This window comes from Streptomyces sp. S063, assembly GCF_002832675.1.
GTDB lineage: Bacteria > Actinomycetota > Actinomycetes > Streptomycetales > Streptomycetaceae > Streptomyces > Streptomyces sindenensis.
Genome location: NZ_CP021707.1, coordinates 1,073,492 through 1,097,096 on the forward strand (window position 1 = coordinate 1,073,492; position 23,605 = coordinate 1,097,096).

The window sequence follows — 23,605 nt, forward strand, 5'->3', positions numbered from 1 at the left end:
GCGGTACCGGGGGCGCCCCGTGGGCCGGAGCACCGGCCGTGGACGTCCGGGCCTAGACGCTCGTTCGGGGGACGTCCTCGTTCCACGTACGGGAGAACACGCGGCGGCCGCCCTCGTAGCCGTCCAGTGTCGCGTCCACGTGGAAGGCGTGCTCGGCCGACGTCAGGACGGTACGCGTCTCCACCCGCACGTCCCACCCGGGCCGGCCGAAGCTCATGGTCCAGGCCGACTCGCCACGCACCGAGTCGAAGTCCTCGGCCACCCAGCTGTAGCGTTCGCGCGCGCGCAGGCCGACGTCGATGCCGGAGTCCTCGTACCGCCGCCGTCCCTGGTCCTTCACGATGTCGAGTACGGACCGGTAGTTCACGAGGTCACGGGTGACCGTCCATGCCTGTTCCGGTTCGCCGAGCTGGGTGACGGCCGACGGTGCGCAGCCCTCGGGCTCGCCGAACGGGCGCAGCTCCGTGTCCGTGGCGACGTCCTGGTCGCGGACCGGAAGGGTGAGCGCGCTGCCGTTCTCGTACACGGTGAGCAGGACCGGCTCGGGGGCGGGCCAGACCAGCGGCCAGTAGGAGGTGGACAGGGAGAGCCGGATGCGGTGGCCGGGCGGGAACGCCTGCGCCACAGCGTGCAGAGGAACGCGGACCGTGTACCGCTCCCCCGGGGTGAGCTCGCTCGGCTCCGCCTCGCTGTCCCTGTGGGCGAGGTTGAGTACGCCGTAGGTGACCCGGGTGGAGCGTCCGTCCGGGGCGACGTCGGAAAGGCGGACGTTCACCTGTGCGACAGGGGCGTCGGCCGACACGGCGACGGTGACGGAGGGGGCCCCCAGGATTTCCACGCGTTCGGTCAGGACGTCCGTCTGGAACACGAGCGAGCCGCCGTCCTCCTCGCGCTGGTCGTAGGGCAGATCCGGCGGAGCGTTGTAGGACGCCCACTTGCCGGCGAACTGGCCCACGGACAGCGGGGACTGGACGGTGTGGGTGCGTTCCTGGCCCTCCGGGCCTTCTGCGTCGGCCCCGGTCCCGTCGTGCATCAGGAGCCGGTGGTGGGGTCGTAGAAGTACTCGATGCTGAAGGTGGCCGTGTCGAAGCCGATCTGGCGCATGGTGCGCTCGCTGATGTCGTGCAGGGTCCGGATGACGTCGGGCGGCAGAGTGCTGGGGTACTGGTGGCGCAGGAAGCAGGGCGAATCGGGGTAGTTGATCGAGTCCAGCACGCCGTAGACGGTGGGCCGGCCCTCGTGAACGTAGCCTTCGACAGCCACCTGTATCCCGGTCATCGCCTCTTCGGCGAGGCAGACCTCGCCGCCGATGCCGTCCATCTCCTCGGGCAGTTCCAGCATGCCGAGCACGGTCTCGAAGGGCCGTCCGACACGACCGATGCCGCTGCGGATCTCCTTGGCCGCGGCCTGGAACTCGCGCTCGTCCTTGACGCCGAAGGCCAGTTCGGACGAGTAGGCGAGGGCGGGCTTGAGCCACATCGGGAAGGAGACGCCCTCGGGCGGCCGCGGGTCGTCGGTGTCGAGGTCGACGCGGCCGAACCGCGGACAGGCGTCGACCGCCTTGCGCTGCTCGAGCCGGCTCCAGTACTTGTGCTCGCACTTCACCACGGACTCCAGGCTCGTGGTGCGGGTGCCGTACTCCTTGCCGAGGATCGGGACCATGGTGCTGACGGGGAAATCCCAGTAGCCCACGATGGCGTCGATGCTCCCCTCGTGCGCGTCCAGCACCTTCCGGGCCCGGTCGAGGAGGTCATTCACGCTGACCTCCCCCTCCTGGAGCTCCTCGGGGGTGAGCAGTCCGTGGAAGCGGTAGGCGTCCGCGCCCGGGACGGCTCGCAGAGTGGGCAGGTTGGCCTCGTCGAGGCCGACGACGAAGATGTTCAGACGATGGTCCTCAGGCACGCGACGGTCCTTCCGGTGGGGAATGCTTGTGTGCATCCGGCCGCGTGCCCGGCGACGGCGTGCCCATGCGTCGGCGCTCCTGTGGGCCGGCGCTCCGCCGCCCGGCTGTTTCCGCCCGTACCCCTGGGGCAGCCGTCCGGGCAGGCAGATCCGCCGCAGATCCGGTGGTGCCCGTACGAACATGGGCCGCGCGGTCACCGCGTGCGTGGGCGAACCGCAGGACCGGCGCGGTCTGCGACGCCCGCCGGCGGTCCTCGTGGCGGGCCCGGTGCTCACGCGGCCGGACCCGCCGGTGCATGCTTCCCCGAGGTCAGGAGCCGTGTGCGGCCGAGGCGTTGACCGCCGTGCGCCGGCCCCCGATGCGAGGCCGGCGCAGATCTCCTCTCCATCGGATCCCCCTCGCGCACACGAGGGCTTCGTCGCGGCCCGAGGTCAGCCCAGCCTCAGATGGTGCAGCATCATCAGCGCTGCCGCCATGTTCGCGGCGGGCACCTCCCCCGGGCGATCATGTCCGGGACCACCTTGAGGGGTATCCACTCGCGGCGCGACGACTCGAAGGGGTCCTGCGGGTGGCCGGTCCAGTGGGCCTCCTCGGACCAGTAGAGGTGGTGGCGGGCGTCGGTGAGGCCGTTCGACGGTTCCACGGTGAGCAGGGGGCGCAGCTCGCCGGGGCGCCAGCCGGTCTCCTCCTCCATCTCGCGGGCCGCCGCCGCCACGATGTCCTCGCCGTCCTCGACGACGCCCGCGGCCAGCTCCCACCCCCAGCTGTCGGTGATGAACCGGTGCCGCCAGAGCAACAGCACCTCGTTCGCCTCGTTGACGACGGTGGCGGCCGCGACGGCACGCAGCCGGATGACGAAGTGGTCGAGGTGGCTGCCGTCGGGCAGTTCGACATCCGCCAGATTCACCCGGAACCACGGGTTCTGATACACATTCTGTTCACTTAAGTTCGTCCACTGCACAGTTCTGCCGCCTTTCGACATGTTGGGGTCAACATGCCAGCAGGCTCGGCAGTCGGAGGGAACGGGCGACGGGGGCGACGGCGGAGCTCACAGAGGCACGCGGAGCGCCTCGTCGATGAGATCGGCGGTCCCGACGGCATCGGCGCAGCCGCTCGCGGCCAGTTCGCCGCGGACCTGCCGCAGCCGGTCACGCAGCCGCTGGGACTCCATTCCCCGTGCCCGTACGGCCATTTCGGCAGCTGTACCGGCCGCGCGGTCGGCCTCGCCCTGGAGCAGTTCGATATGGCTGAGCATCGCGAGGCGGTGCACGCGCCCCCGGTCGTGCGCCGGGGCGCGCACGGCGGAGGCCGCGTGCTCCCGGGCGGCGGGCAGATCACCGAGACCGATCAGCGCCTCGGCCACCTGGACGTCGACCAGGCCCGGCTGGACGTACCCGGTCTCGTCCGGCTCCCGCCCGGTGTGGATCCGCCCCGCCTGCGCCTCGGCCCGCCCGATGCAGGCGCGGGCGCTCGCCGCGTCGCCGAGCTGAGCGTACGCCTTGGCCTGCATGGCGTGCAGATCGGCGGCGAGGGCCGGGGTGATGTGGCCGCCGGCGGCCCGCAGAGCGGCCTCGGCGAAGGCGATGGAGCGGCGGTAGTCGCCGAGGAACAGCGACTGGGTGACCAGCAGGGCGATCACATAGCCGCCGAGCCCCCGGTCCCCGCTGGACTTGGCGAGCCGCAGCGCCTGGTGGAAGTAGCGCTGGGCGAGCCCGTGGGCGTCGGAGTCGTAGGCGCAGATCCCCGCCACCGCCACCAGCCCGGCCGTCGCCCGGTGCAGGCTCCGGCCGAGCGCGTCGCTGTGGCCGCCGCGCAACAGCGGCGCGGCCTCCGCGTTGAGGAAGCGGACGATCCGGGACCTGGTCGCGATGCCGCCCGTCTTGCGGTACATCTGCTCGTAGTGGTCGCGGGCCGCCTTGAGCATCGCTATGTCGGCGGGGCTCACCCGTCCGGGGCCGGGGCGGGAGACGTCGGTGTCCTCCGGGGGGTTCTCCCACTCCCAGACCGGCATCACCGCCGAGGTCCCCGTGACGGCGGGCACGGCGGCGAGGTGCGGGCGCTGCTGTTCGTCGGAGCGCCACAGCGCGGTGGCCCGCTCGACGAACCCGGAGAGGGAGGCGCTCCCGGATCCGGTGTCCGTCCCCGCCGAGGCGGCCGAGGCGCCCATCCCGATGTCGTCGAGCCCGACGGGCCTGCCGAGCCGTGCGCCCAGCACCTCGCAGATGAGGTCGGGCACCTGGCCGCGCGGGCGCTGGCCCTTGAGCCAGCGGGAGACGGCGGTGTGTTCGTACCGCAGGCTCAGCCCGCGGGACCGGCCCGCCCGGTTGACGTGACCGGCGAGGCCCGCCCGGGAGACACCGGACTCCTCGATCAACGATTCGAGCAGGACATTGGGCTCCATCGTCCCCCCAGGTGCGTGTCGCAATGAGCCTAGTGGAGCACGATTCACACGGGGTGTGAACGGAATGCCCGAACCCTCCTGCCGTGCGCTCTGCCGCAAGGGTCCCGGGCTCGGTTGAATGAACTCCCTCGCAAGAGGCGGCCGGGTCGTCGGCTCCCCCTCGTAACGGCCCACGACCCGCACCCGCGCCGTCCGCACCGCTACCTGCCCGACACTCCGAGGCGGTGCGGACGGCGCCCGGACCGCACGGCCCACTGACCGACGACGAAGGAGGGTGGCTGCGGAACGGCGGCCGGAACCGCGCTTCCTCCCGGTTCCCGCCCCCGATCCGGCGTGTGGTCCCTCCGCCGACCGGCGGGACGGAGAAGGGGCGTATCCGGTGGCCGGATACGCCCCTTCTCGACGCCCGGGGGAGTTACGCCCCGGGGACCCAGGGCTTTACGCCCCGCGCAGCACCACGGGGTTCACGCCCCGCGCAGCACCGCGCCCGTACGCTCGGCGGCCAGGGCCACCGCGCTGTCGCGGGCGGCCGAGGCCTCCTCGACGGTCAGCGTGCGGTCGGCGGCGCGGAAGCGCAGCGCGTACGCCAGGGACTTGTTGCCCCCGCCGATCTGCTCGCCGGTGAAGACGTCGAACAGCCGCAGCGATTCGAGGAGTTCGCCCGCGCCCTCGCGCAGCGCCCGCTCCACGTCGGCGGCCGGGACGTCCTCGGCGACGACGAGCGCGACGTCCTGGGTCGCCACCGGGAAGGTGGAGATCCGGGGCGCCTGGAGCGCTCCGTCGACGGCCTGTTCCAGGACGTCCAGCTCGACCTCGGCGGCGCAGGTCCGCTCGGGCAGGTGGAGCGCCTTGATCACGCGCGGGTGCAGTTCGCCCGCGTGTCCGAAGAGGGTCTCCTCGCCGTTCACGTTGACGTACAGCGCGGCGCAGCGGCCCGGGTGCCACGGGGCGTGCTGGTCGGCGCGGACGATGACCTCGACGCCTGCCTCGGCCGCGACGCACCGGGCGGCCTCGATCGCGTCCGCCCAGGTCGCCGGGGTGCCCTTGCCCCACCAGCCGGACTGCTCACGGGCGCCCGCGAGGGCGACGGCGGCGCGGCGCGGCTGACGCGGCAGGGCCGCGTTCAGACCGGCGATCTCCTCGTCGGTCGGGCGGCGGTCGACGGGGAGCCGGACGGCCTGCTTCTCCTCGCCCGTCGGCCGGAAGACCAGGCCGGTCTCGAAGAGCGCCAGGTCGTGGCTGCCGCGCCCGTCGTTGCGGCGCAGGGCGCCGAGGAGGCCCGGCAGCAGCGTGGTGCGCAGCGCCGGCTCCTCGTCGGAGATCGGGTTGACCAGCTTGACCGTGCGGCGGCGGGCGTCGTCCGCCTCCAGGCCGAGCTGGTCGAGGACCGCGTCGCCGATGAACGGGTAGCTCAGCGCCTCGACGTATCCGGCTCCGGCCAGCACCCGGCCGATGCGGCGGTGCAGCCGCTGCCGGTCGGTGAGACCGCGCCCGGAGGGGGGCGTGGGCAGCGTGGAGGGCAGGTTCTCGTAGCCCTCCAGGCGGATGACCTCTTCGGCGAGGTCGTTCGGCTCGCCCAGGTCGGGCCGCCAGGACGGGACGGTGACGATCAGCTCGTCCTGCCCGTAGACGTCGCAGCCGACCTCCTGGAGGCGGCGGACGACGGTCTCGCGGCCGTACTCCACACCGGCGACCTTGTCCGGGTGGTTGGCCGGCATCGCGATGGTGCGCGGCGCGTGCGGCGAGGTGATCTCGGTGACCCCGGCCTCGGCGGTGCCGCCCGCGAGGAGGACCAGCAGGTCCACCGTGCGCTGCGCGGCAGCGGCGGCGGCCTGCGGGTCGACGCCGCGCTCGAAGCGCTTGGACGCCTCGGAGGACAGCTTGTGGCGGCGCGCGGTGCGGGCGATCGAGATCGCGTCGAAGTGCGCGGCCTCGATGACGACCTCGGTGGTCAGCGCGTGCTCGCCGTCCGCGTCGGCGATCTCGGTGTTGGCACCGCCCATGACGCCCGCGAGGCCGATGGGCCCGCGGTTGTCGGTGATGACGAGGTCCTCGGCGTCCAGCACGCGCACGGTGCCGTCCAGCGTGGTGAGCTTCTCGCCCTGGGTGGCACGGCGCACGCCGATCGGCCCGTCGACCCGGTTGCGGTCGTAGGCGTGCAGCGGCTGGCCGAGCTCCAGCATCACGTAGTTGGTGATGTCGACGGCCAGCGAGATCGGCCGCATCCCGGCCTTCTGGAGGCGACGCTGCATCCAGATCGGCGAGCGGGCCTCGGGCTGGAGACCGGTGACGGTGCGGGCGGTGAAGCGGTCGCAGCCGATCGGGTCGGAGATCTGGACCGGGTAGCCGTACGCGTTGGGCGGGGGCACGTCCAGGAGCGCCGGGTCGCGCAGCGGCAGCCCGTAGGCGGTCGCGGTCTCGCGGGCGACACCGCGCATGGACAGGCAGTAGCCCCGGTCCGGGGTGACGGCGATGTCGAGGACCTCGTCGACGAGCTGGAGCAGCTCGATCGCGTCGGTGCCGACCTCGTGCTCCGGCGGCAGCACGATGATGCCGTGGGTGCCGTCGTCGCCCATGCCGAGCTCGTCGGTGGAGCAGATCATGCCGTGCGAGGTCTTGCCGTACGTCTTGCGGGCGGCGATCGCGAAGTCGCCGGGCAGGACGGCGCCCGGGAGGACCACGACCACCTTGTCGCCGACCGAGAAGTTACGGGCGCCGCAGACGATCTCCTGCGGCTCGCCGGTGCCGTTGGCGGTGCCGACGTCGACGGTGCAGAAGCGGATGGGCTTCTTGAACCCCTCCAGCTCCTCGATGGTCAGGACCTGTCCGACGACCAGGGGGCCCTTGAGGCCCGCGCCGATCTGCTCGACGGTCTCGACCTCGAGGCCGACGGAGACGAGCTTGGCCTGTACGTCACGGCCGGTCTCCGTCTCCGGCAGGTCGACGTACTCCCGCAGCCAGGAAAGCGGGACGCGCATCAGATCTCCATCCCGAACGGCCGGGTGAACCGGACGTCACCCTCGACCATGTCTCGCATGTCTTCGACGTTGTGGCGGAACATCAGCATCCGTTCGATGCCGAACCCGAAGGCGAATCCGCTGTACTTCTGGGGTCGACGCCGCAGGCGGTGAGCACCTTGGGGTTGACCATGCCGCAGCCGCCCAGCTCGATCCAGCCCTCGCTGCCGCAGGTGCGGCAGGGGCGGTCCGGGTTGCCGACGGACTCGCCGCGGCAGACGTAGCAGACCATGTCCATCTCGGCGGACGGCTCGGTGAACGGGAAGAAGTTCGGCCGCAGCCGGGTCTTCATGTCCGGCCCGAAGAGCGCCTGGACCATGTGGTCGAGGGTGCCCTTGAGGTCGGCCATGGTGAGGCCCTCGTCGACGGCGAGCAGCTCGATCTGGTGGAAGACCGGGGTGTGCGTGGCGTCCAGCTCGTCGGTGCGGTAGACCCGGCCGGGGCAGACCACGTAGACGGGGGGCTTGCGCTCCAGGAGCGAGCGCGCCTGGACCGGGGAGGTGTGCGTACGCAGCACGACGCCGGACTCGTCGCCCTCGGTGACCTTGCCGTCGGGCGTGGTGCCCTGGACGAAGAAGGTGTCCTGCATCTGGCGGGCCGGGTGGTCGGGCACGAAGTTCAGGGCGTCGAAGTTGAACCACTCCGCCTCGACCTCGGGGCCCTCGGCGATCTCGTAGCCCATGGCCACGAAGACGTCCGCGACGCGCTCCATGATCGTCGTCAGCGGGTGGCGGGCGCCGGCCGGGGTGCGGTCGTAGGGCAGCGTGACGTCCACGGCCTCCTCGACGAGCACCCGGGCGTCGCGCTCCGCCTCCAGCTCGGCCTGGCGGGCGGCCAACGCCTTGGAGACGGCGCCACGGGCCTGGCCCACGCGCTTGCCCGCCTCGGCCTTGGCCTGCGGGGGCAGGGCGCCGATCTCGCGGTTGGCGAGGGACAGCGGCGAGGTACCTCCGGTGTGCGCGGTCTTCGCCTGGGCGAGCGCGTCGAGGTCACCGGCGGCGGCGAAGGCGGCGAACGCCTCGTCCCGCATGCGCTCGATCTCTTCCGGTTTCAGTGCCTCGACCTCGACTGGGTCGTACGACTTGTTCGGTGCCGACATCTCTTCCCGTGCTTCCGATTGGCTGGTGGCGCGACCCGGCTGGAGACCGCTGGACGCAAAGGTGCCAAAGGTCGAGTCTAAGGGCCGCAGGACGGTCGGGGCGCCCGTGGGCCGCTCAGCCCTCCCGTCGCCCACCACCACCCTGCCTGATTGCTACGCAAACCCCTCTACTTCAGATAGGCGGGCGTGCTCACGGGCAGAATAAATCGGAACTCTGCCCCGCCGCCGGGCCCCCGGCCGACGGTGATCGTGCCGCCGTGGGCCTCGATGATGCCCTTGACGATGTAGAGGCCCAGGCCCGTGCCGCCGCGCTTGCTGCCCCGCCAGAAGCGGGTGAAGACGCGGCTCATCGACTCCTCGGGGATGCCGGGGCCTTCGTCGCTCACGGTGACAGCCGTTCCCATCTCGTCGTCGGCGCCCGGCGCGGATGCCGGGGCGATCTCAATGGTGACGGTTCCCTCACCGTGGCGCACCGCGTTTTCCAGGAGGTTGCCGAGGACCTGGTCGACCTTGTCCGGGTCGGCCCACAGAGCGGGCAGCGGCCCCCGGGTGCGGACGAGAAAGCGCTCGGCGGCCTGGCCGCCGGTGATGAGCGCCTGGATGTGCCGGGCCACGGCGGCGGAGATGTCGACGGGCTGGCGGCGCAGCTCCAGGCGCCCGGAGTCGATGCGGGAGATGTCGAGCAGTTCGGCGATGAGCCGGGTGACCCGGCCGGCGTCGGCGTCGACGGTCTCCAGCATCAGCCGCTTCTGGTCGTCGGTGAACCTCTCCCACTTGGCGAGCAGCGTGGCGGTGAACCCTTTGACGGAGGTCAGCGGGGAGCGCAGTTCGTGGGCGACGGTGGCGATCAGCTCGGCGTGGCTGCGTTCGGTACGCCGACGGGCTTCGGTCCCCCGCAGGCAGACCACGACCCGGCGCACCGGTCCGGTCGGGTGCTCGCGTACGTAACGGGCGGAGACGAGCACCTCGCGGCCGCCGGGCAGCAGCAGATTGCGCTCGGGCTGGCCGTTGCGGGTGGCGAGACCGCCGTACGGGTCGGTCAGCGGCCACCAGCGCTTCCCCTTGAGGTCCTCCAGCGGAAGGACGGCGTCCAGCGGCCGGCCGATCGCGTCGGCGCGGGGGGTCGCCGTGATCCGGACGGCGGCGGTGTTGAAGCAGACGACGTGTCCGCGCTCGTCGGCGACGACGAGACCGTCGGGAAGATCGTCCGGGTCGAGACCACCGGCGAGGCTGTCCGGACCGGCCGCAGGACCGGCCGGCTCCTCGGCCGCGGCGCGCACGGCGGTGGTGCGCGCCGGTCGCGGCGAACTCATGCCGACAGCCATCTTCCCGTATCCCCACCTTTCGAACAGGTGCAGTGGGCCCCCGAGTTCGTCACCCTACTAGTCGTCGGTGAACCGGCGACACCCTGTGGGGGCGCGGAGAGGAGTGCGCCGGTGGGAGGGGGCGCGGGGATGGCCGGGATCGTGTGCTGACGGGCTGTGAGGACGGCGGCTCGTTACGCGTCGGGGGCGCGCCGCGGACGCTGCGCGCGGGCGGAGGCGTAGAGGCAGACGGCGGCGGCGGTGGCGAGGTTGAGGCTCTCCGCCTTGCCGTGGATGGGGACGCGGACGACGGCGTCGGCGAGCGCGCGGGTCTCCTCGGGGAGCCCCCATGCCTCGTTGCCGAAGATCCAGGCGGTGGGGGTGCCCATGGTGCCGGCGTCCAGCTCGTCGTCCAGGTCGTCGGCGCCGGCCCCGTCGGCGGCGAGGATCCGCACCCCGGCGTCCCGAAGGCCCTGGACGGCCTGCTCGACGGGGACGCCGACGGCGACGGGGAGGTGGAAGAGCGAACCGACCGAGGCGCGCACGGACTTGGGGTTGTAGAGGTCGACGGAGGCGTCGGTGAGGATCACCGCGTCCGCGCCCGCGGCGTCCGCGCAGCGCAGGACCGTCCCGGCGTTCCCGGGGTCGCGGACGTTGGCCAGAACGGCCACCAGGGCGGGCCTGGCGTCCAGGATCTCCTGGAACGGGGAGTCCAGGAAGCGGCAGACGCCGATGAGCCCCTGCGGGGTGACGGTCTGGGAGACGTCGGCGAGGACGTCGGCGTCGGCCAGGTGGACCCGGGCGCCCGCCGTGTGGGCGGCCTCGACGATGTCGGCGTACCGGTCGGCGGCCTCGGGGGTGGCGAACAGCTCGATGAGGGTCGGCTCACCGTCCCCGCCGCGGTGGGCGGCGGCCTCGCGCACGGCCTGGGGCCCCTCGGCGATGAACCTGCGCTCCTTGCCCCGGAAGTTGCGGCGGGCCAGCCTGCGGGCGGCGGCGACGCGCGGGGAGCGCGGGGAGATCAGTTCGGGGGTGCCCATGGTCGGCGGCGAGCCTCTCTGCGTACGGCGGTGGGGTTCAGCGGCAACGCACCGGACCCGCAGGCGGCGTGCGCCTGCGGGTCCGGTTCACGTACTGCCTGGGAAGGCGGCGCCTGGATCAGGCGGCCTTCGGGGCGTTGACGTCGCTCGGGAGGGCCTTCTGCGCGACCTCGACGAGGGCGGCGAACGCGTTGGCGTCGTTGACCGCGAGCTCGGCCAGGATCTTGCGGTCCACCTCGATGTTGGCGGCCTTCAGACCCTGGATGAGGCGGTTGTACGTCATGCCGTTCTGGCGGGCAGCGGCGTTGATGCGCTGGATCCACAGCTGACGGAAGTCGCCCTTGCGCTTCTTGCGGTCGTTGTAGTTGTAGACCAGGGAGTGGGTGACCTGCTCCTTGGCCTTGCGGTACAGACGCGAGCGCTGACCGCGGTAGCCGCTGGCGGCTTCGAGGATCGCCCGGCGCTTCTTGTGGGCGTTGACTGCCCGCTTGACGCGTGCCACTTGTTAACTCCTTGTAGCGGGGCCGTGGGTGTCTTCACACGGCCCGGAAACGAATTGGTCCCGGTGTGATCGAGGTCGTGCCTCCGGGGCGAGCCGGAGGCCGGGCCTCACTTGCCGAGAAGCTTCTTGATCTTCTTGGCGTCGGCCGGAGCCACGACGACCGTGCCGGTCAGCGAGCGGGTCTTCTTGGACGACTTGTGCTCGAGCAGGTGGCGCTTGCCGGCCCTCTCGCGGAGCACCTTGCCGGAGCCGGTGATCTTGAAGCGCTTGCTGGCACCGCTGTGCGTCTTGTTCTTCGGCATCGCGCCGTTCTCTCCTCGTCAGTGGCGCCCCTCACGGTGCGGAGCACCGGACTGCAGGGGCGTCAGATCTCTATGGGGTTCCGGGATGACCCGGGGGCGCCTGGGTGGCGGCCCCCGAAGGTCACGCCTCGGAAGGTGTCTCGGCCGGAGCCTCGGCCGCGTCGGCCTGGGCCTCGGCGGTCTCGCCCTCGGACGCGGCGTCGGAGGAACCCTGACGCTCCGCCTTGCGGGCGGCCTGGGCCTCACGGGCTTCGGCCATGGCTTCGGTCTTCTTCTTGTGCGGGCCCAGAACCATGATCATGTTCCGGCCGTCCTGCTTCGGGTTGGACTCGATGAAGCCCAGGTCCTCGACGTCCGAAGCGAGACGCTGGAGCAGTCGGAAGCCCAGCTCAGGACGGGACTGCTCACGACCACGGAACATGATCGTGATCTTGACCTTGTCGCCCTGCTTGAGGAACCGGACGACATGACCCTTCTTGGTGTCATAGTCGTGCGGGTCGATCTTCGGCCGGAGCTTCATCTCCTTGATGACCGTGTGCGCCTGGTTCTTGCGCGCCTCACGGGCCTTCATGGCCGACTCGTACTTGAACTTCCCGTAGTCCATGAGCTTGCACACGGGCGGACGGGCTGTCGCCGCCACCTCGACCAGGTCGAGGTCGTACTCCTGTGCGAGTTCCAGGGCCTTGGCAAGCGGAACAATCCCGACCTGCTCGCCACTGGGACCGACAAGTCGGACCTCGGGAACGCGAATCCGGTCGTTGATGCGGGGCTCGGCGCTGATGGATCCTCCTCGGTAGCACCACGCGACCGCCTGGCGGACAGCCGCGTAACGTCTTATAACGTCAAGACCAACCGCGCCGGAACCGCAAAAAATGCCCCGGACGGAACACAAGGCGAGGCTCCAGGAACTACCGGAACACCGCCACGGTGGACCGTGGGGCTATCGGGCGGGCCCATCGTCCGTACGGAACGATGGTCGCCGCCTGACCGGTGACCCGCCGTCCTCGACGGACGGCCAGGTGGGAGATCGGAGCCTCCACTTGTGGGCCGGGCACATAGATGTCCGGCCGGTCGTTCCACCAGACTACCGCACGATCCCCGGGGCCCGCACCACGGAGGCGGGAGGGACGCCCGCGGACGGCAGGGCGGTGGCCTGGCCTTATCGTGTGGGCATGAGCGACGCGACCCCAGCAGTGAGAACCCCGGCTTCGACGACATGGCCCGCGACATCGCGGAGGTCCCCGCGGTCGAGGTGATCGTGACGGTCGCCGTCAACCTGATGAGCGCGGCCGCCGTGAAGCTCGGCCTCACCGAGGAGGGCGAGGACCACAAGGACCTGGACGAGGCCCGCAAGCTGGTCCACGCCCTGGCCGGACTGCTGGACGCGAGCACCACGGAGATCAGCACCTTCCACGCCTCGCCGCTGCGCGACGGCCTGAAGTCGCTTCAGCTCGCCTTCCGCGAGGCCTCGCTGGTGCCGGACGAGCCCGGTCACGGCCCCGGCGAGAAGTACACCGGCCCCGTCTACGGCTAGCCGCTGCCCCCCGTACGCCAGGGAGCCCGCCGTCCCCCCGTGGGGCGGCGGGCTCCCGCGCGTGTGCGTCGGGCCCCTTCGCGGGCCTCAGATGGCGTCCTCGGTCTCCTCGGGCAGGACGTTGGGGAAGGGGTGGGTGAGCCGGTGGGCGTAGGCCGCGACGACGCCGCCGACCAGCGGCGCGACGATGAACAGCCAGAGCTGGGAGAGGGCGGCGCCGCCGGCGAAGAGCGCCGGGCCGAAGCTGCGGGCCGGGTTGACCGAGGTGCCGGTCAGCGGGATGCCCACCAGGTGGATCGCCGCGAGCGCCAGGCCGATGGGCAGGCCGTCGAAGCCGGTGACCGCGACCTTGTGGGTCACCGCCAGGACCACGTAGACGAGCAGGAACGTCAGTACGACCTCGGCGAGGAACGCGCCGCCGATGTTGATGCCGACGGCCGACCGGTCGTCGTAGCCGTTGGTGCCGAACTCGCCGCTGGTCTCCAGACCGGGGATCTGCTTCGCCAGCAGGAACAGCAGAGCGGAGCCGACGATCGCGCCGAGGAACTGGGCCACCCAGCGCTCCACAGCCGTACGGATGTCGATGCGGCCGGCCATCAGCATGCCCAGCGTCACCGCCGGGTTGACATGGCAGCCGGAGATCGGGCCGAGCGCGTAGGCCAGGGCGAGGAGCGTGAAGCCGAAGGTGAGGGCGATCCCCACCGTGCCGAGGTATTCGACGGCGACCACCGCGGACCCCACGGCGAAGAACACCAGCAGCAAGGTGCCGAGAAACTCTGACGCCACGATCCGCTTCTGCATGGAACCACCTCGCGATGTCGTCCGTTAGATCGGATTCCTCCGAATTTCCCGACAATTCTCATGGCGGTGGACGCTTCGCGCTCGTCGGGCCGGTGCCGGCCAGACGACCAGGGGGGCGATCAGCGGGCGAAGAGGGGCTCCCCCGGCAGGGCCGTCCCGGCCGGGAGGAGGGCCAGGTCCAGGCCGCTGACCAGCCGGGCCCGCAGCACCTCACTGGCCGACAGGGCCTGCGCGACGCGGCGCGCGGCTTCGGCGGGGACCGCGTCCGGGGCGAGGACGAGCGCGAGGGTGCCGTCGGCACTGCCGGGGCCGAGGTGGGCCCGGACCACGGCGGGGTCGGCGGCGACGATGTCCCGCACGGCCTCGGTGACGGCGGGGTCCTGGAGCGGGTCGGTGCTGGTGCGGTTCTCGGCCAGCGCCAGGAGCGCCTGCCCGCTCAGCTCGAAGGGGACGGGCCCGGCGAGGTCCAGCACGACGGTGTCGGCCTTCTCGTGGGCTGCGGCCTGGAGAGCCTGGTGCAGCGGTACGGCGACGGGGCGCGCCTCGGGGTCCCAGAGCGCGAGTGAGGCGGTCGAGGTGAAGGCGGGCAGCGCGCGCCGGTCGCCGGCCTTGAGGGTGGGGACGGCCATGTCGCTGGTCTTCTCGCGCCGCAGCCCTCTCTCGTCCTCCTCGACCTCGCCGAGGACGGCGACGACGGGCACCAGGAGCCGGGCGTCCCGCAGGGCCGAGAGGACCGGGCCGACGGCACCGCGGTCCCGGGACCAGGCGTCCAACGCACTGGTCAGGGCCGGGGACGCCGAGCCGTCGTCGTCGGAGAAACCGGGGTCCGGAATGTTCTTGAGCTCCACGGGACGAGGGTAGTGCCTGACGTCCGGGGGTCTGCTCGCAGGTGTCGCGGCGGCCGGACTCGACGGCGCCCGTGCTCGACGGCGGCGGGTTCGGCGGCGACCCGGCTCGGTGGCGGCCCTCCTCGTCGTACGCCGAGGAAGCGAACGTGCTCAGCGGCGGCCGGGGGCGTTCCGGCCGCGCCACAGGACGACGGCGGCGGCCAGCAGCGCCGCACCGAGGCCGCCGGCGAGCGGGGCGGCCCAGTTGGCCGTCCCGTCGGCGGTACGGGGCGGGGTCGGGCCCGCGCCGAAGTACCGCCCCCGGTGTCCGGCCGGGGCGGCCTTGGCGTCCAGGTCCGCCGGGCGCAGCCGGGCGCCCGCCTCGATGGCCTCCGCCGGGTCGACGATGCCGTAGCCGCGGGAGTCGTCGCGGCCCTGGGCGGGGGCGTCGCGGGCGGTGTCGGCGAGGAGCTTCTTGATCTGGGCCGGGGAGAGACCGGGGTGGGCGGCCCGGACCAGGGCGACGGAGCCGGAGACGAACGCGGCGGCGGCGGAGGTGCCCCACTCGATGTAGTAGTGCCCGTCCGGGTTGGCGACCACGATGTCCACACCGGGGGCGCTGACGGTGGCGTACCAGCGGCGGGTGGAGAACGAGGCGTGGGTGCCGTACTCGTCGACGGCGGCGACCGCGATCACCCCCGGATAGGCGGCGGGGTAGGAGATCCGGTCCCCCTTCTCGCCGCCGTTGCCCGCCGACGCGATCACGGGGATGCCCTTGGACAGGGCGTACTGGATGGCCGCGTCCTCGCCGGGGTCGGGGTGGGCGGACTTGCTGTCGTCGCCCAGGGAGAGGTTGATGACGTCGGCGCCGTTGTCGGCGGCCCACCGGATGCCGTCGGCGAGGGCGGCACCCCGGGTCTTGCGGGCCTTGGCGCGGGCCGGGTCCTTGGATTCGAGGATGACCCGGACCGGCAGGATCCGGGCTTCGGGGGCGATGCCGAGGATGCCGTCGGTGCGGCCGGGGCCGTTGCCGTGTCCGGCGATGATGCCGGCCATGGCGGTGCCGTGCAGGGCCCAGGAGGAGTCGCCGCGGGCGGCGCCGAAGCCGACGAGGTCCTTGCCGGGGAGCACCTGGCCGGTGAGGTCGGGGTGGGCGTCGTCGACGCCGGTGTCCAGGACGGCGACGGTGATCCCGTCGCCCCGGGTGGTCTGCCAGGCCCGGTCCGTGTGCAGGGCGTCCAGGGCCCACTGCTGGTCGCGGATGGCGTCGGCGGCGGCGGGCGCGGCGGGGGTGAGGACGAGAACGGCGGCGGCGCACAGCGCGGCGAGGGCGCGGCGGGGTCGGCGGTTCATCCGGACTGCTCCGCGAGGTCGGCGACGGCTGCGCGCAGTCCGCGCTCCACCCGGTCCGCGACGCCCTTCGCCTCGTGGCCGAGCCCGGCCTGGGCGACGGCCGTCTCGGCGCCGGAGGCCATGGCGTCGGCGGCGGGCTGCGGTTCGGCGACGGCGCGGCCGTCCGCGAAGCCGGAGACGGCGAGGACGACGACCGGGATCTCCGTGAGCGGGTTGACCGTCCAGCTGGCGCGCTGTCTGTCTCCGAAGGAGGCTGCGGAGGTGCCCTCGGGGGCGTACGTACGCGGCATCAGGTCCTTGCGCGCGCCGAGCCTCTGCTCGGTGAACCGGGTGCGCAGGGCCTGCATGCCGGAGGCGTCGGCCTCGGTGAAGACGAGGCCGACGGTGGTGACGGCGGAGCGGGTGGCGTCGGTGTACGTGGCGCGCACCAGCCGCTCGCAGCCGACGGACCGGAGCGTGGTGAGGAGCAGCGGGTCGAGGCCGTCCTTGCAGGTGCTGTCGGCGGCGACGGCGACCCGGGTCCAGGTGCGGTGGGTGCCGCCGGGGCCCGCGCCCCGGCCCTTCAGGGTGCGCGGGAACAGCGTGTCGACGGGGACGCTGTGCCAGGCGTCCCGGGCGGTGGTGTACGGGCTCCTGGTGGTCCCGGCCGAGGAGTCGCCGGTCAGCCAGGCGCCGGTGACGGCCCCGCCGATCAGCCCGAGCCCGAGCACGACACAGGCGGCGGCCGCTGCCGTACGCCACCGCTGCCGGGGCCGGACGGGGCGCAGCCGGGTGGTGGTCTCGACGGGTGTCTCGGGGAAGCCGTGGCGGACGGGCGCCCGGTAGCCACCGGGGGCGGCGGAACGGCCCCCGGCGCGGGCGTCAGGTCGACGGCCCCGACGGGTCTGCGCCAGGTGCCGGGGGGGGGTGGGGCCGGTGGCGGGCGGGGTGTGGGTGGGGGCTTGCGCGGGGCGGCGGGCGGGGCGGGATGCGCGGGCGGCGCAGGGGCCTGCGCGGGGCTCGCGGGGGCCTGCGGGGGCGCGGGCGTCCTGCTGGGCGCGGGCCCCGGGTGGGCGGGGGGGTGCGCGGGGCGCGGAGGAGGTCGGGGTCGCGGCAGGCGGGCCGGGGTGCGTCGAGCCCGTTGCGGACGGGCCGGGGTGTGCCGGGCGCGCAGCCGGCGGGCCCGGGCGCGCAGCCGAAGGGCCCGAGCGCGTGGTGGGCGCGGGGCTCACAGCGGGCGCGGTGGGCGGGCCGGGGTGTGTCGGGGCCGCCCGGCGGTCTGATGCGCCCTGCTGGGTGAAGGCTGCCGGTGGACCGGGCCGGTCCGATGCCGTCGGCGGGGTGGTGGGAGCCTCCGGGGCGGGCCCGGAGGCTCGGCGGCCGAGGCCGCGGGGGCCGGAGGCGTGCCGGGCCGGGGCGGTGCCGGGGGCTTCGCTGCGGGGGGTGCGGGAGGGGTCGTCGGGCGGGGCGGGACAGGAGCGCGTCGCGCTTCGGTACTCATCCGGCCCCCCGCTGACACATCCTCGTACCGACCACGGATCACCGCCGGTGACAGGCCCGTTGGTGCTCGCGTGCAGGTCACTCTACGGGCTGCGGGCGGGCCGCGGGGAACGGGACTCCCGGGCGGTGGAGGATCTGTCCCGATCGTCCCCCTACCCAGCCGTAGCGGCTCTCTGGCAAGCTGCGGCCATGACTGCCCGCGCCGCTGACCGGACCCGCTACAACCGGGCCACCGCCCATCTCGACGCCCCGATCGCCATCGTGGATCTGGAGGCGTTCGACGCCAACGCCGACGATCTGGTGCGGCGGGCGGCCGGGAAGCCCGTCCGGGTGGCGAGCAAGTCGGTGCGGTGCCGGGCCCTGCTGGAGCGGGTGCTCGCGCGGCCCGGGTTCGCCGGGATCATGTCGTACACGCTGGCGGAGTCGCTGTGGCTGGCGCGGGCCGGATTCGACGACGTACTGCTGGCCTATCCCTCGGCGGACCGGGCCGCCTTCGCGGAGCTGGCGGCCGACCCGAAGCTGGCCTCGACCGTGACGGTGATGGTGGACGACCACTCCCAGCTGGAGCTGATCGACGCTTCCCGGGCCGGTGGGCGCGAGGAGATCCGGGTCTGCCTGGAGCTGGACACCTCGCTGCGGATGCTGGGCGGCCGGGTGCGGATCGGGGCCCTGCGTTCACCGCTGCGCTCCCCCGCCCAGCTCGCCGAACTGGCCCGCTCGGTGGCGCGCAGGCCCGGCTTCCGGCTGGTGGGCCTGATGGCGTACGAGGGCCATGTCGCCGGGGTCGGGGACGCGGTCGCCGCCGGCCGCTGCGGTCCCGGGCGATCCGGCTGATGCAGGCCGCCGCCCGCAAGGAGCTGGCGGTGCGCCGGGCCGAGGTGGTGCGGGCGGTTCGCGCGGTCGCGCCGGAGCTGGAGTTCGTGAACGGCGGCGGCACGGGCAGCGTGCAGCACACGGCGGCGGAGAGCGCGGTGACGGAGATCGCCGCCGGTTCGGGTCTGTACGTGCCCCGGCTGTTCGACAACTACACGTCGTTCACCGCCCGTCCGGCGGCCCTGTTCGCCCAGCCCGTGGTGCGCCGGCGGGGTGGGGTGTGGTGTGGTGACGGGTGCTCGGGGGTGGGCTATCCGGCGTCCGGTGCGGCCGGCGCGGACCGCTCCCCGGTGCCGTATCTGCCGGAGGGGCTGCGCTACGACCCGCAGGAGGGCGCGGGCGAGGTTCAGACGCCGCTGCTGGGTTCCCCGCCGACGATCTGCTCATCGGCGACAAGGTGTGGTTCCGGCACGCCAAGGCCGGGGAGCTGTGCGAGCGCTTCGACACCCTGCACCTGATCGAGGGCGACCGGGTCACGGCGAGCGTTCCGACGTACCGGGGCGAGGGGCAGACCTTCCTCTGACCGCGCCCGCTCCGGCCCCGATGCCCGGTCAGGGGCTGATCGACGCGCCCACGCCGCCGCTCGTCCCGTCGTCGCCGAGCGGGCGGATGCCCCGGGTGATCGTGTCCATCAGCGAGAGCGGCAGCTCGGCGACGTCCGCGTCGAAGACGAGCCGGACGATCACGGGGGTGCCGCTGCCCACGGACGAGGGGAAGGCGACGGACTGCACGTATCCGCCGGGTCCCCTGCCGGTCGTGACCTGCCAGCGCACCAGGTAGCCGGCGCGTCCGGCGACGGACAGCTGCTCGGCCCTGAGCACCTTGTGCGAGGTGATCCCGCCGTGGTTGCGGCGGCCGAGGCTGTCCTCCTCGTAGGCGAGATCGGCGGCGGTGGTGATGTCGGCCTCGGCCAGGGCCCTGGGGTCGGTCTCGGCGCTCCGGGCGGTGTGGGTGGTGACCGTGCCGTGGTAGCAGAACGACGAGCCGCCGGGGCAGTCGTAGGACTGGACGGTGCGGATGGTGGGGACGTCGGAGGAGCTGCTCTTCGGCTTCTCCCAGCCCTCGGGCACCGGCACCGTGACCCCGTTGAGCTGGTCGACGAGAACGCCCGGGTTCTCGTCGGGATCGGGTTCGTCGGAGGCCGTGGCGGTGGCCGAGGGGGTGGTGACGGGGGCCGACGTCGAGGTGGTCGTGGTCGGGGCGGCCGGCGTGCCGCCGTCGTCGCGGCCCAGGAGGATCACGCCGGTGACGGCCGCGCCCAGGACCAGCGCCCCGGAGAGCGTGATCGCCAGGATCTTCGTCCGGTTGCCGCCCCCGGGCCCGTCGTGCGGGCCGCGCTGGTGCGGGAGCGGAAACGACGGCGGGCCGAACCCGGCCGGGGCCGCCTCCGCCGGACCGAAACTCCCGGAGCCGGGATCCGCCGGACCGAAACTCCCCGGTCCGCCCTCCGCCGGGCCGAACCCGCCCGGGCCGGACTGCGCGGGGCCGGGATCCGACGATGCGGAGGGCTGGTGCGATGCGGCCGGGCCGGCGGCGGGCGGGCGGGTGTGCGCGGTCCAGGCCGTGCCGTCCCACCAGCGCTCCAGGCCGGGTGTGCCCGTGTCCGGATACCAGCCGGGCGGCGTCGCGTAGCTCATGCCCACACTCTAAAGTCCGCCTCCGGCACGGTCACGGGCGTCCGGTTCAGACGCCGCGGCCGGTCAGTGACAGAAGATCGCGGGCGGGGCCTGCGGGGCGGTGGCCGCCGGGCCAGACGGCGCGGAGTTGGCGGCGCAGCCGTACGCCCGCGACCGGGACCTGGACGAGGCGGCGGGCGGACAGCTCCTCGCCCAGGGCCAGTTCGCTCAGGACGCAGGGGCCCGCGCCGCTCTCGGCCGCGCCCTTGACCGCCGTGGTGGAGGAGAGTTCCAGCAGCGGCTGGGCCAGTCCGCCGTGCACGGCGAGCGCGGCGTCCAGGACCTGGCGGGTGCCGGAGCCGTGTTCCCGAAGGATCAGCGGGGTGGCGGCGAGTTCGCCGGGCAGCAGCGGGGTGCGCCGGCGGGCCCAGGGGTGGGTGGGGGCGACCACGACGACGAGGCGGTCGTGGGCGATGACGGTGCCGTCGAGGCCCTCCGGTATCGACAGGCCCTCGACGAAGCCGAGGTCGGCCTCGCCGGTGACCAGGCGGCGGGCGACGGCCGCCGAATTGCCGACGAGGAGCGAGACCGCGGTGTCCGGGCGCTCCCCGCGCAGGGCGATCAGCCAGCCCGGCAGCAGGTATTCGGCGATCGTCATGCTGGCGGCGACCCGCAGCCTGGAGTCGCGGCGGTCGCGCAGCGCCTGCGTGCCCGCGTCGAAGGCCTCGGCCGCCTCGACGACCCGGCGAGCCCAGTCGGTGACCAGCGCGCCCGCGTCGGTGAGCCGGGAGCCGCGCGGGGAACGGTCCAGCAGGGTGACGCCGAGCTGCCGCTCCATGGACCGGACGCGGCTGGAGGCGGCGGGCTGGGTGATGCCGACGTCCCGGGCGGCCCGGCCGAGGCTGCCGTGGCGGGCGACGGCGAGCAGCAGTTCCAGCGCCCCGAGGTCGGGGACCCGGTGGGCGAGGGGGATGTGGGGTGTGCGCAGGTCGTCGCCGGTCATCAAGCCAGCTTATGACCTCATAGGAACGGGGTCCCTGGTGGGCGGGGGCTCCGCCGCCAAGAATCGTGGCATGGCCATCTTTCCGCAGACCAGGACCGCCGCACCGCCTCCCTCCACCGCGCCGCTGACGTCCCCGGGGCAGGCGTCGGGAACGTCCGGCGACGCGACGCGGCTGCCGTCCCTGCGGCACATCGGCCCGAACTGGTACGCGAGCGTGATGGGCACCGCGATCGTCGCGGGCGCCGGGGCCGCGCTCCCCGTCGACGTTCCCGGGCTGCGGGCCGCGATCACCGTCGTGTGGGCGCTGTCGGCCGTGCTGCTCCTGGCCGTCCTCGCCGCGCGGGCCGGGCACTGGATCCACCACCGCGACCAGGCCCGCGCCCATCTGCTGGACCCGGCGATCGCCCCGTTCTACGGCTGTCTGTCGATGGCGCTGATGGCCGTCGGCGGGGCCACCCTGACGGTGGGCGTGGACGTGGTGGGCGCGCGGGCGGCGCTCGCGGTGGACGTGGTGCTGTTCTCGGCGGGTACGGCGGTGGGGCTGGCGGCGGCCGTCGTCGTGCCGTACCTGATGGTCGTACGCCACCGTCCCGCGCCCGGGACCGCGTCGCCGGTCTGGCTGCTGCCGCTGGTCGCCCCGATGGTGTCGGCCTCGCAGGGCGCGCTGCTGGTGCCCCACCTGGGGGCCGGGCAGGGGCGTGAGGCGCTGCTGCTGGCCTGCTACGCGATGTTCGGGCTGTCGTTGCTGGCGTCGCTGGTGGTGCTGCCGCTGGTCTTCTCGCGGCTGGTCCACCACGGTCCGCTGCCGCTCGCGCTGACCCCGACGCTGTTTCTGGTGCTGGGGCCGCTCGGCCAGTCGACGACCGCCGTCAACCAGCTGGCCGATGTCGCCCCAGGGGCGGTGGCGGCCCCCTACGCCTCGGCGTTCGGCGCGTTCGCCGTGCTGTACGGGGTGCCGGTGATGGGCTTCGCGCTGCTGTGGCTGGCGCTGGCGGCCGCGATGGTGGTGCGGGCGGCGCGGAACGGGATGGGGTTCGCGATGACGTGGTGGGCGTTCACCTTCCCCGTCGGTACGTGTGTGACGGGGGCGGCGGGTCTGGCGCGGCACACCGGTCTGGACGCGCTGACCTGGCTTGCGGTGGCGCTGTACGTGTTCCTGGTCGTGGCGTGGGCGGCGGCCGGGACGCGGACGGTGCGCGGGGTGGTCAGCGGAGCGCTGACGGCAGCACCCGTGCCGCCTCGGTCAGTGACGGCCCGTACCACGTGAGCAGCCGCCCGTCGACGAGTGCGGCGGGCAGGGTGGGGAAGGCTTCGGGCCCGTCGTCGGCGGTGAAGCGGTAGGGCTCGTCGGGCAGCACGACCAGCTCGGCCCCGGAGGCGTTCAGCTCGTCGACGGGGACGCGGGGGTAGCGCTCGGGGTGGTCGGCGTACACGTTGCGGATGCCGAGGCGGGCGAGGAGGTCCCCGGCGAAGGTGTCGTGCCCCAGCACCATCCACGGCCTGCGCCAGATCGGTACGACGGCGGGGCGCGGGCTTGCGGAGGGCGCGGGCAGGGCGGTCCAGGCGGCCTCGGCCGTATCCAGCCAGCGGGGCCGGGCGAGCCCGCAGCCGTCGACGAGGACGTGGTGGAGTTCGGTGAAGGCCTGGTCCAGGGTGCGGACCTCGGTGACGAGGACGTCGAGCCCGGCGGCCCGGAGCGCGTCGAGGTCGGGGGCCCGGTTCTCCTCCTCGTTGGCGATCACGAGGTCGGGGGCGAGGGCGGCGATCGCGGCCACGTCGGGGTTCTTCGTGCCGCCGATCCGGGCGGCGGCGAGGCCGGCCGGGTGGGTGCACCAGTCGGTGACGCCGACGAGCAGCCCGGGGGCGGTGCGGGCGACGGCCTCGGTGAGCGAGGGGACCAGGGAGACGACGCGCACGGAACGCCTTTCGGGCAGGGGCGGGGCTCAGCGGCGCGAGTCGAAGGTGGCGTCGATGTGCTCGGCCACCGAGACGACGAGGAGCCGGGTGTCGGGCACGGTGGCGCGCCAGCGGTGGCGGACCCCGCCGGAGAGGAACAGGGTGTCGCCGCTCTCCAGCCGGTGCACCTGGCCCTCCGCCTCGACGTCGACGGCGCCCGCGACGACGTACATCAGCTCGTCGTTGCGGTGCTGGAACTCGCGGCCGAGGTCCGGTTCGCCGGAGAACTCCAGGGCGCTGAGCTGGTGGCGGCCGCGCACCAGGCGGCGTACGCCCTCGCCCTCCTCGCCCCGGACGACGTCCACGGCGCGGGCGGAGTCGGCGGCGTCGTGGAGCTTCTTGGTGGTGGTCTCCAGCGCTTCGGCGACCCGGTCGAGGGAGCGGGCGCTGGGGCGGGCCCGTTCGTTCTCGATCTGGCTGAGGAAGGGCACGGAGAGCCCGCTGCGCTCGGCGACCGCGGCCAGCGTGAGACCGAGGGTTCGGCGTCGACGCCGGACCGCGGCGCCCACCCGCGGTGTGTCCTTGTCGTCCATGTCCGAGCTCCCTCCCGCACCCGCCCATCCTCGCGGTTGCCAGCACCTTACGCACATGGTTG

The 23,605-nt window shown here is 73.4% G+C and carries 17 protein-coding genes and 5 pseudogenes; 3 read left to right on the top strand and 19 right to left on the bottom strand.

Translation table 11 applies throughout. The annotated features are described in order from the left end of the window. Window positions 1-52: 52 nt before the first annotated feature. The 11 genes and pseudogenes from CCZ36_RS04730 to infC form a co-directional block, all read right to left on the bottom strand. Window positions 53-1,009 (bottom strand): annotated as a pseudogene (locus tag CCZ36_RS04730) (CocE/NonD family hydrolase C-terminal non-catalytic domain-containing protein); the annotation flags it as partial. A 32-nt stretch (window positions 1,010-1,041) separates the two neighbouring features. Further along, window positions 1,042-1,938: pseudogene (locus tag CCZ36_RS04735) on the bottom strand (ATP-grasp domain-containing protein); the annotation flags it as partial. Window positions 1,939-2,334: 396 nt separating this feature from the next. After that, window positions 2,335-2,864 (bottom strand): annotated as a pseudogene (locus CCZ36_RS04740) (NUDIX domain-containing protein). A gap of 87 nt (window positions 2,865-2,951) precedes the next feature. Continuing rightward, window positions 2,952-4,304, bottom strand: a complete 1,353-nt coding sequence (locus CCZ36_RS04745; protein ID WP_069739827.1) for a transcriptional regulator — start codon at window positions 4,302-4,304, stop codon at window positions 2,952-2,954. 464 nt (window positions 4,305-4,768) lie between these two features. Next, on the bottom strand, window positions 4,769-7,282 hold the full coding sequence (gene pheT / locus CCZ36_RS04750) for a phenylalanine--tRNA ligase subunit beta (protein ID WP_128817086.1): 2,514 nt from the start codon (window positions 7,280-7,282) through the stop codon (window positions 4,769-4,771). After that, window positions 7,282-8,420, bottom strand: a pseudogene (gene pheS, locus CCZ36_RS04755) (phenylalanine--tRNA ligase subunit alpha). Before pheS ends, pheT begins: the two are co-directional and overlap by 1 nt. A 167-nt stretch (window positions 8,421-8,587) precedes the next feature. Next, window positions 8,588-9,745 (bottom strand): sensor histidine kinase, encoded by a 1,158-nt coding sequence (locus tag CCZ36_RS04760; protein WP_128817087.1) that lies wholly within the window; start codon window positions 9,743-9,745, stop codon window positions 8,588-8,590. A 173-nt stretch (window positions 9,746-9,918) separates the two neighbouring features. Continuing rightward, window positions 9,919-10,764, bottom strand: coding sequence for a TrmH family RNA methyltransferase (locus tag CCZ36_RS04765; protein WP_069739823.1), 846 nt, complete (start codon window positions 10,762-10,764; stop codon window positions 9,919-9,921). A 118-nt stretch (window positions 10,765-10,882) separates the two neighbouring features. Next, a complete protein-coding gene (rplT, locus tag CCZ36_RS04770; RefSeq protein WP_003970214.1) occupies window positions 10,883-11,266 on the bottom strand; it encodes a 50S ribosomal protein L20 in 384 nt (127 codons plus the stop codon). A 107-nt stretch (window positions 11,267-11,373) separates the two neighbouring features. Next, the gene (gene rpmI / locus CCZ36_RS04775; protein WP_003970213.1) at window positions 11,374-11,568 is read right to left on the bottom strand and encodes a 50S ribosomal protein L35; all 195 of its coding nucleotides are present in this window, start codon (window positions 11,566-11,568) and stop codon (window positions 11,374-11,376) included. Between the two features lie 121 nt (window positions 11,569-11,689). After that, window positions 11,690-12,406 carry a translation initiation factor IF-3 gene (gene infC, locus CCZ36_RS04780; protein WP_079134319.1) on the bottom strand — a complete coding sequence of 239 codons (717 nt, stop codon included), beginning with the start codon at window positions 12,404-12,406 and terminating at the stop codon, window positions 11,690-11,692. A 378-nt stretch (window positions 12,407-12,784) separates the two neighbouring features. Between infC and CCZ36_RS04785 the strand changes: the two genes are divergently transcribed. After that, entirely contained in the window at window positions 12,785-13,102 is a 318-nt protein-coding gene (locus CCZ36_RS04785; protein ID WP_128817088.1) for a DUF1844 domain-containing protein, read from the top strand. 87 nt (window positions 13,103-13,189) lie between these two features. Here CCZ36_RS04785 and CCZ36_RS04790 read toward each other — a convergent pair whose 3' ends face one another. The 4 genes from CCZ36_RS04790 to CCZ36_RS36380 form a co-directional block, all read right to left on the bottom strand. After that, on the bottom strand, window positions 13,190-13,903 hold the full coding sequence (locus tag CCZ36_RS04790; protein WP_069739822.1) for an MIP family channel protein: 714 nt from the start codon (window positions 13,901-13,903) through the stop codon (window positions 13,190-13,192). Between the two features lie 119 nt (window positions 13,904-14,022). Continuing rightward, a complete protein-coding gene (locus tag CCZ36_RS04795; protein WP_069744318.1) occupies window positions 14,023-14,751 on the bottom strand; it encodes an SseB family protein in 729 nt (242 codons plus the stop codon). Between the two features lie 150 nt (window positions 14,752-14,901). Further along, on the bottom strand, window positions 14,902-16,083 hold the full coding sequence (mycP, locus tag CCZ36_RS04800) for a type VII secretion-associated serine protease mycosin (protein WP_069739820.1): 1,182 nt from the start codon (window positions 16,081-16,083) through the stop codon (window positions 14,902-14,904). Next, the gene (locus CCZ36_RS36380) at window positions 16,080-16,793 is read right to left on the bottom strand and encodes a hypothetical protein (RefSeq protein WP_164873489.1); all 714 of its coding nucleotides are present in this window, start codon (window positions 16,791-16,793) and stop codon (window positions 16,080-16,082) included. The genes mycP and CCZ36_RS36380 overlap by 4 nt, the downstream gene beginning before the upstream one ends. 958 nt (window positions 16,794-17,751) lie before the next feature. Between CCZ36_RS36380 and CCZ36_RS04815 the strand changes: the two are divergent. Next, a pseudogene (locus tag CCZ36_RS04815) lies at window positions 17,752-18,958 on the top strand (amino acid deaminase/aldolase). A 28-nt stretch (window positions 18,959-18,986) separates the two neighbouring features. Here CCZ36_RS04815 and CCZ36_RS04820 read toward each other — a convergent pair. After that, window positions 18,987-20,072: a DUF2510 domain-containing protein gene (locus CCZ36_RS04820; protein ID WP_128817090.1), complete on the bottom strand. Its 1,086-nt coding sequence runs from the start codon at window positions 20,070-20,072 to the stop codon at window positions 18,987-18,989. Between the two features lie 46 nt (window positions 20,073-20,118). Next, window positions 20,119-21,054 (bottom strand): LysR family transcriptional regulator, encoded by a 936-nt coding sequence (locus CCZ36_RS04825; protein WP_069738823.1) that lies wholly within the window; start codon window positions 21,052-21,054, stop codon window positions 20,119-20,121. Between the two features lie 70 nt (window positions 21,055-21,124). Here CCZ36_RS04825 and CCZ36_RS04830 point away from each other — a divergent pair, with 70 nt between their 5' ends. After that, window positions 21,125-22,321, top strand: a complete 1,197-nt coding sequence (locus CCZ36_RS04830) for a TDT family transporter (RefSeq protein WP_128817091.1) — start codon at window positions 21,125-21,127, stop codon at window positions 22,319-22,321. Here CCZ36_RS04830 and CCZ36_RS04835 read toward each other — a convergent pair. Both CCZ36_RS04835 and CCZ36_RS04840 read right to left on the bottom strand, forming a co-directional pair. Beyond that, on the bottom strand, window positions 22,260-22,970 hold the full coding sequence (locus CCZ36_RS04835; protein WP_069738821.1) for a helical backbone metal receptor: 711 nt from the start codon (window positions 22,968-22,970) through the stop codon (window positions 22,260-22,262). The two genes, CCZ36_RS04830 and CCZ36_RS04835, sit on opposite strands and share 62 nt — an antisense overlap. A gap of 27 nt (window positions 22,971-22,997) precedes the next feature. Further along, a complete protein-coding gene (locus CCZ36_RS04840) occupies window positions 22,998-23,543 on the bottom strand; it encodes a helix-turn-helix domain-containing protein (RefSeq protein ID WP_069738820.1) in 546 nt (181 codons plus the stop codon). Window positions 23,544-23,605 lie beyond the last annotated feature (62 nt).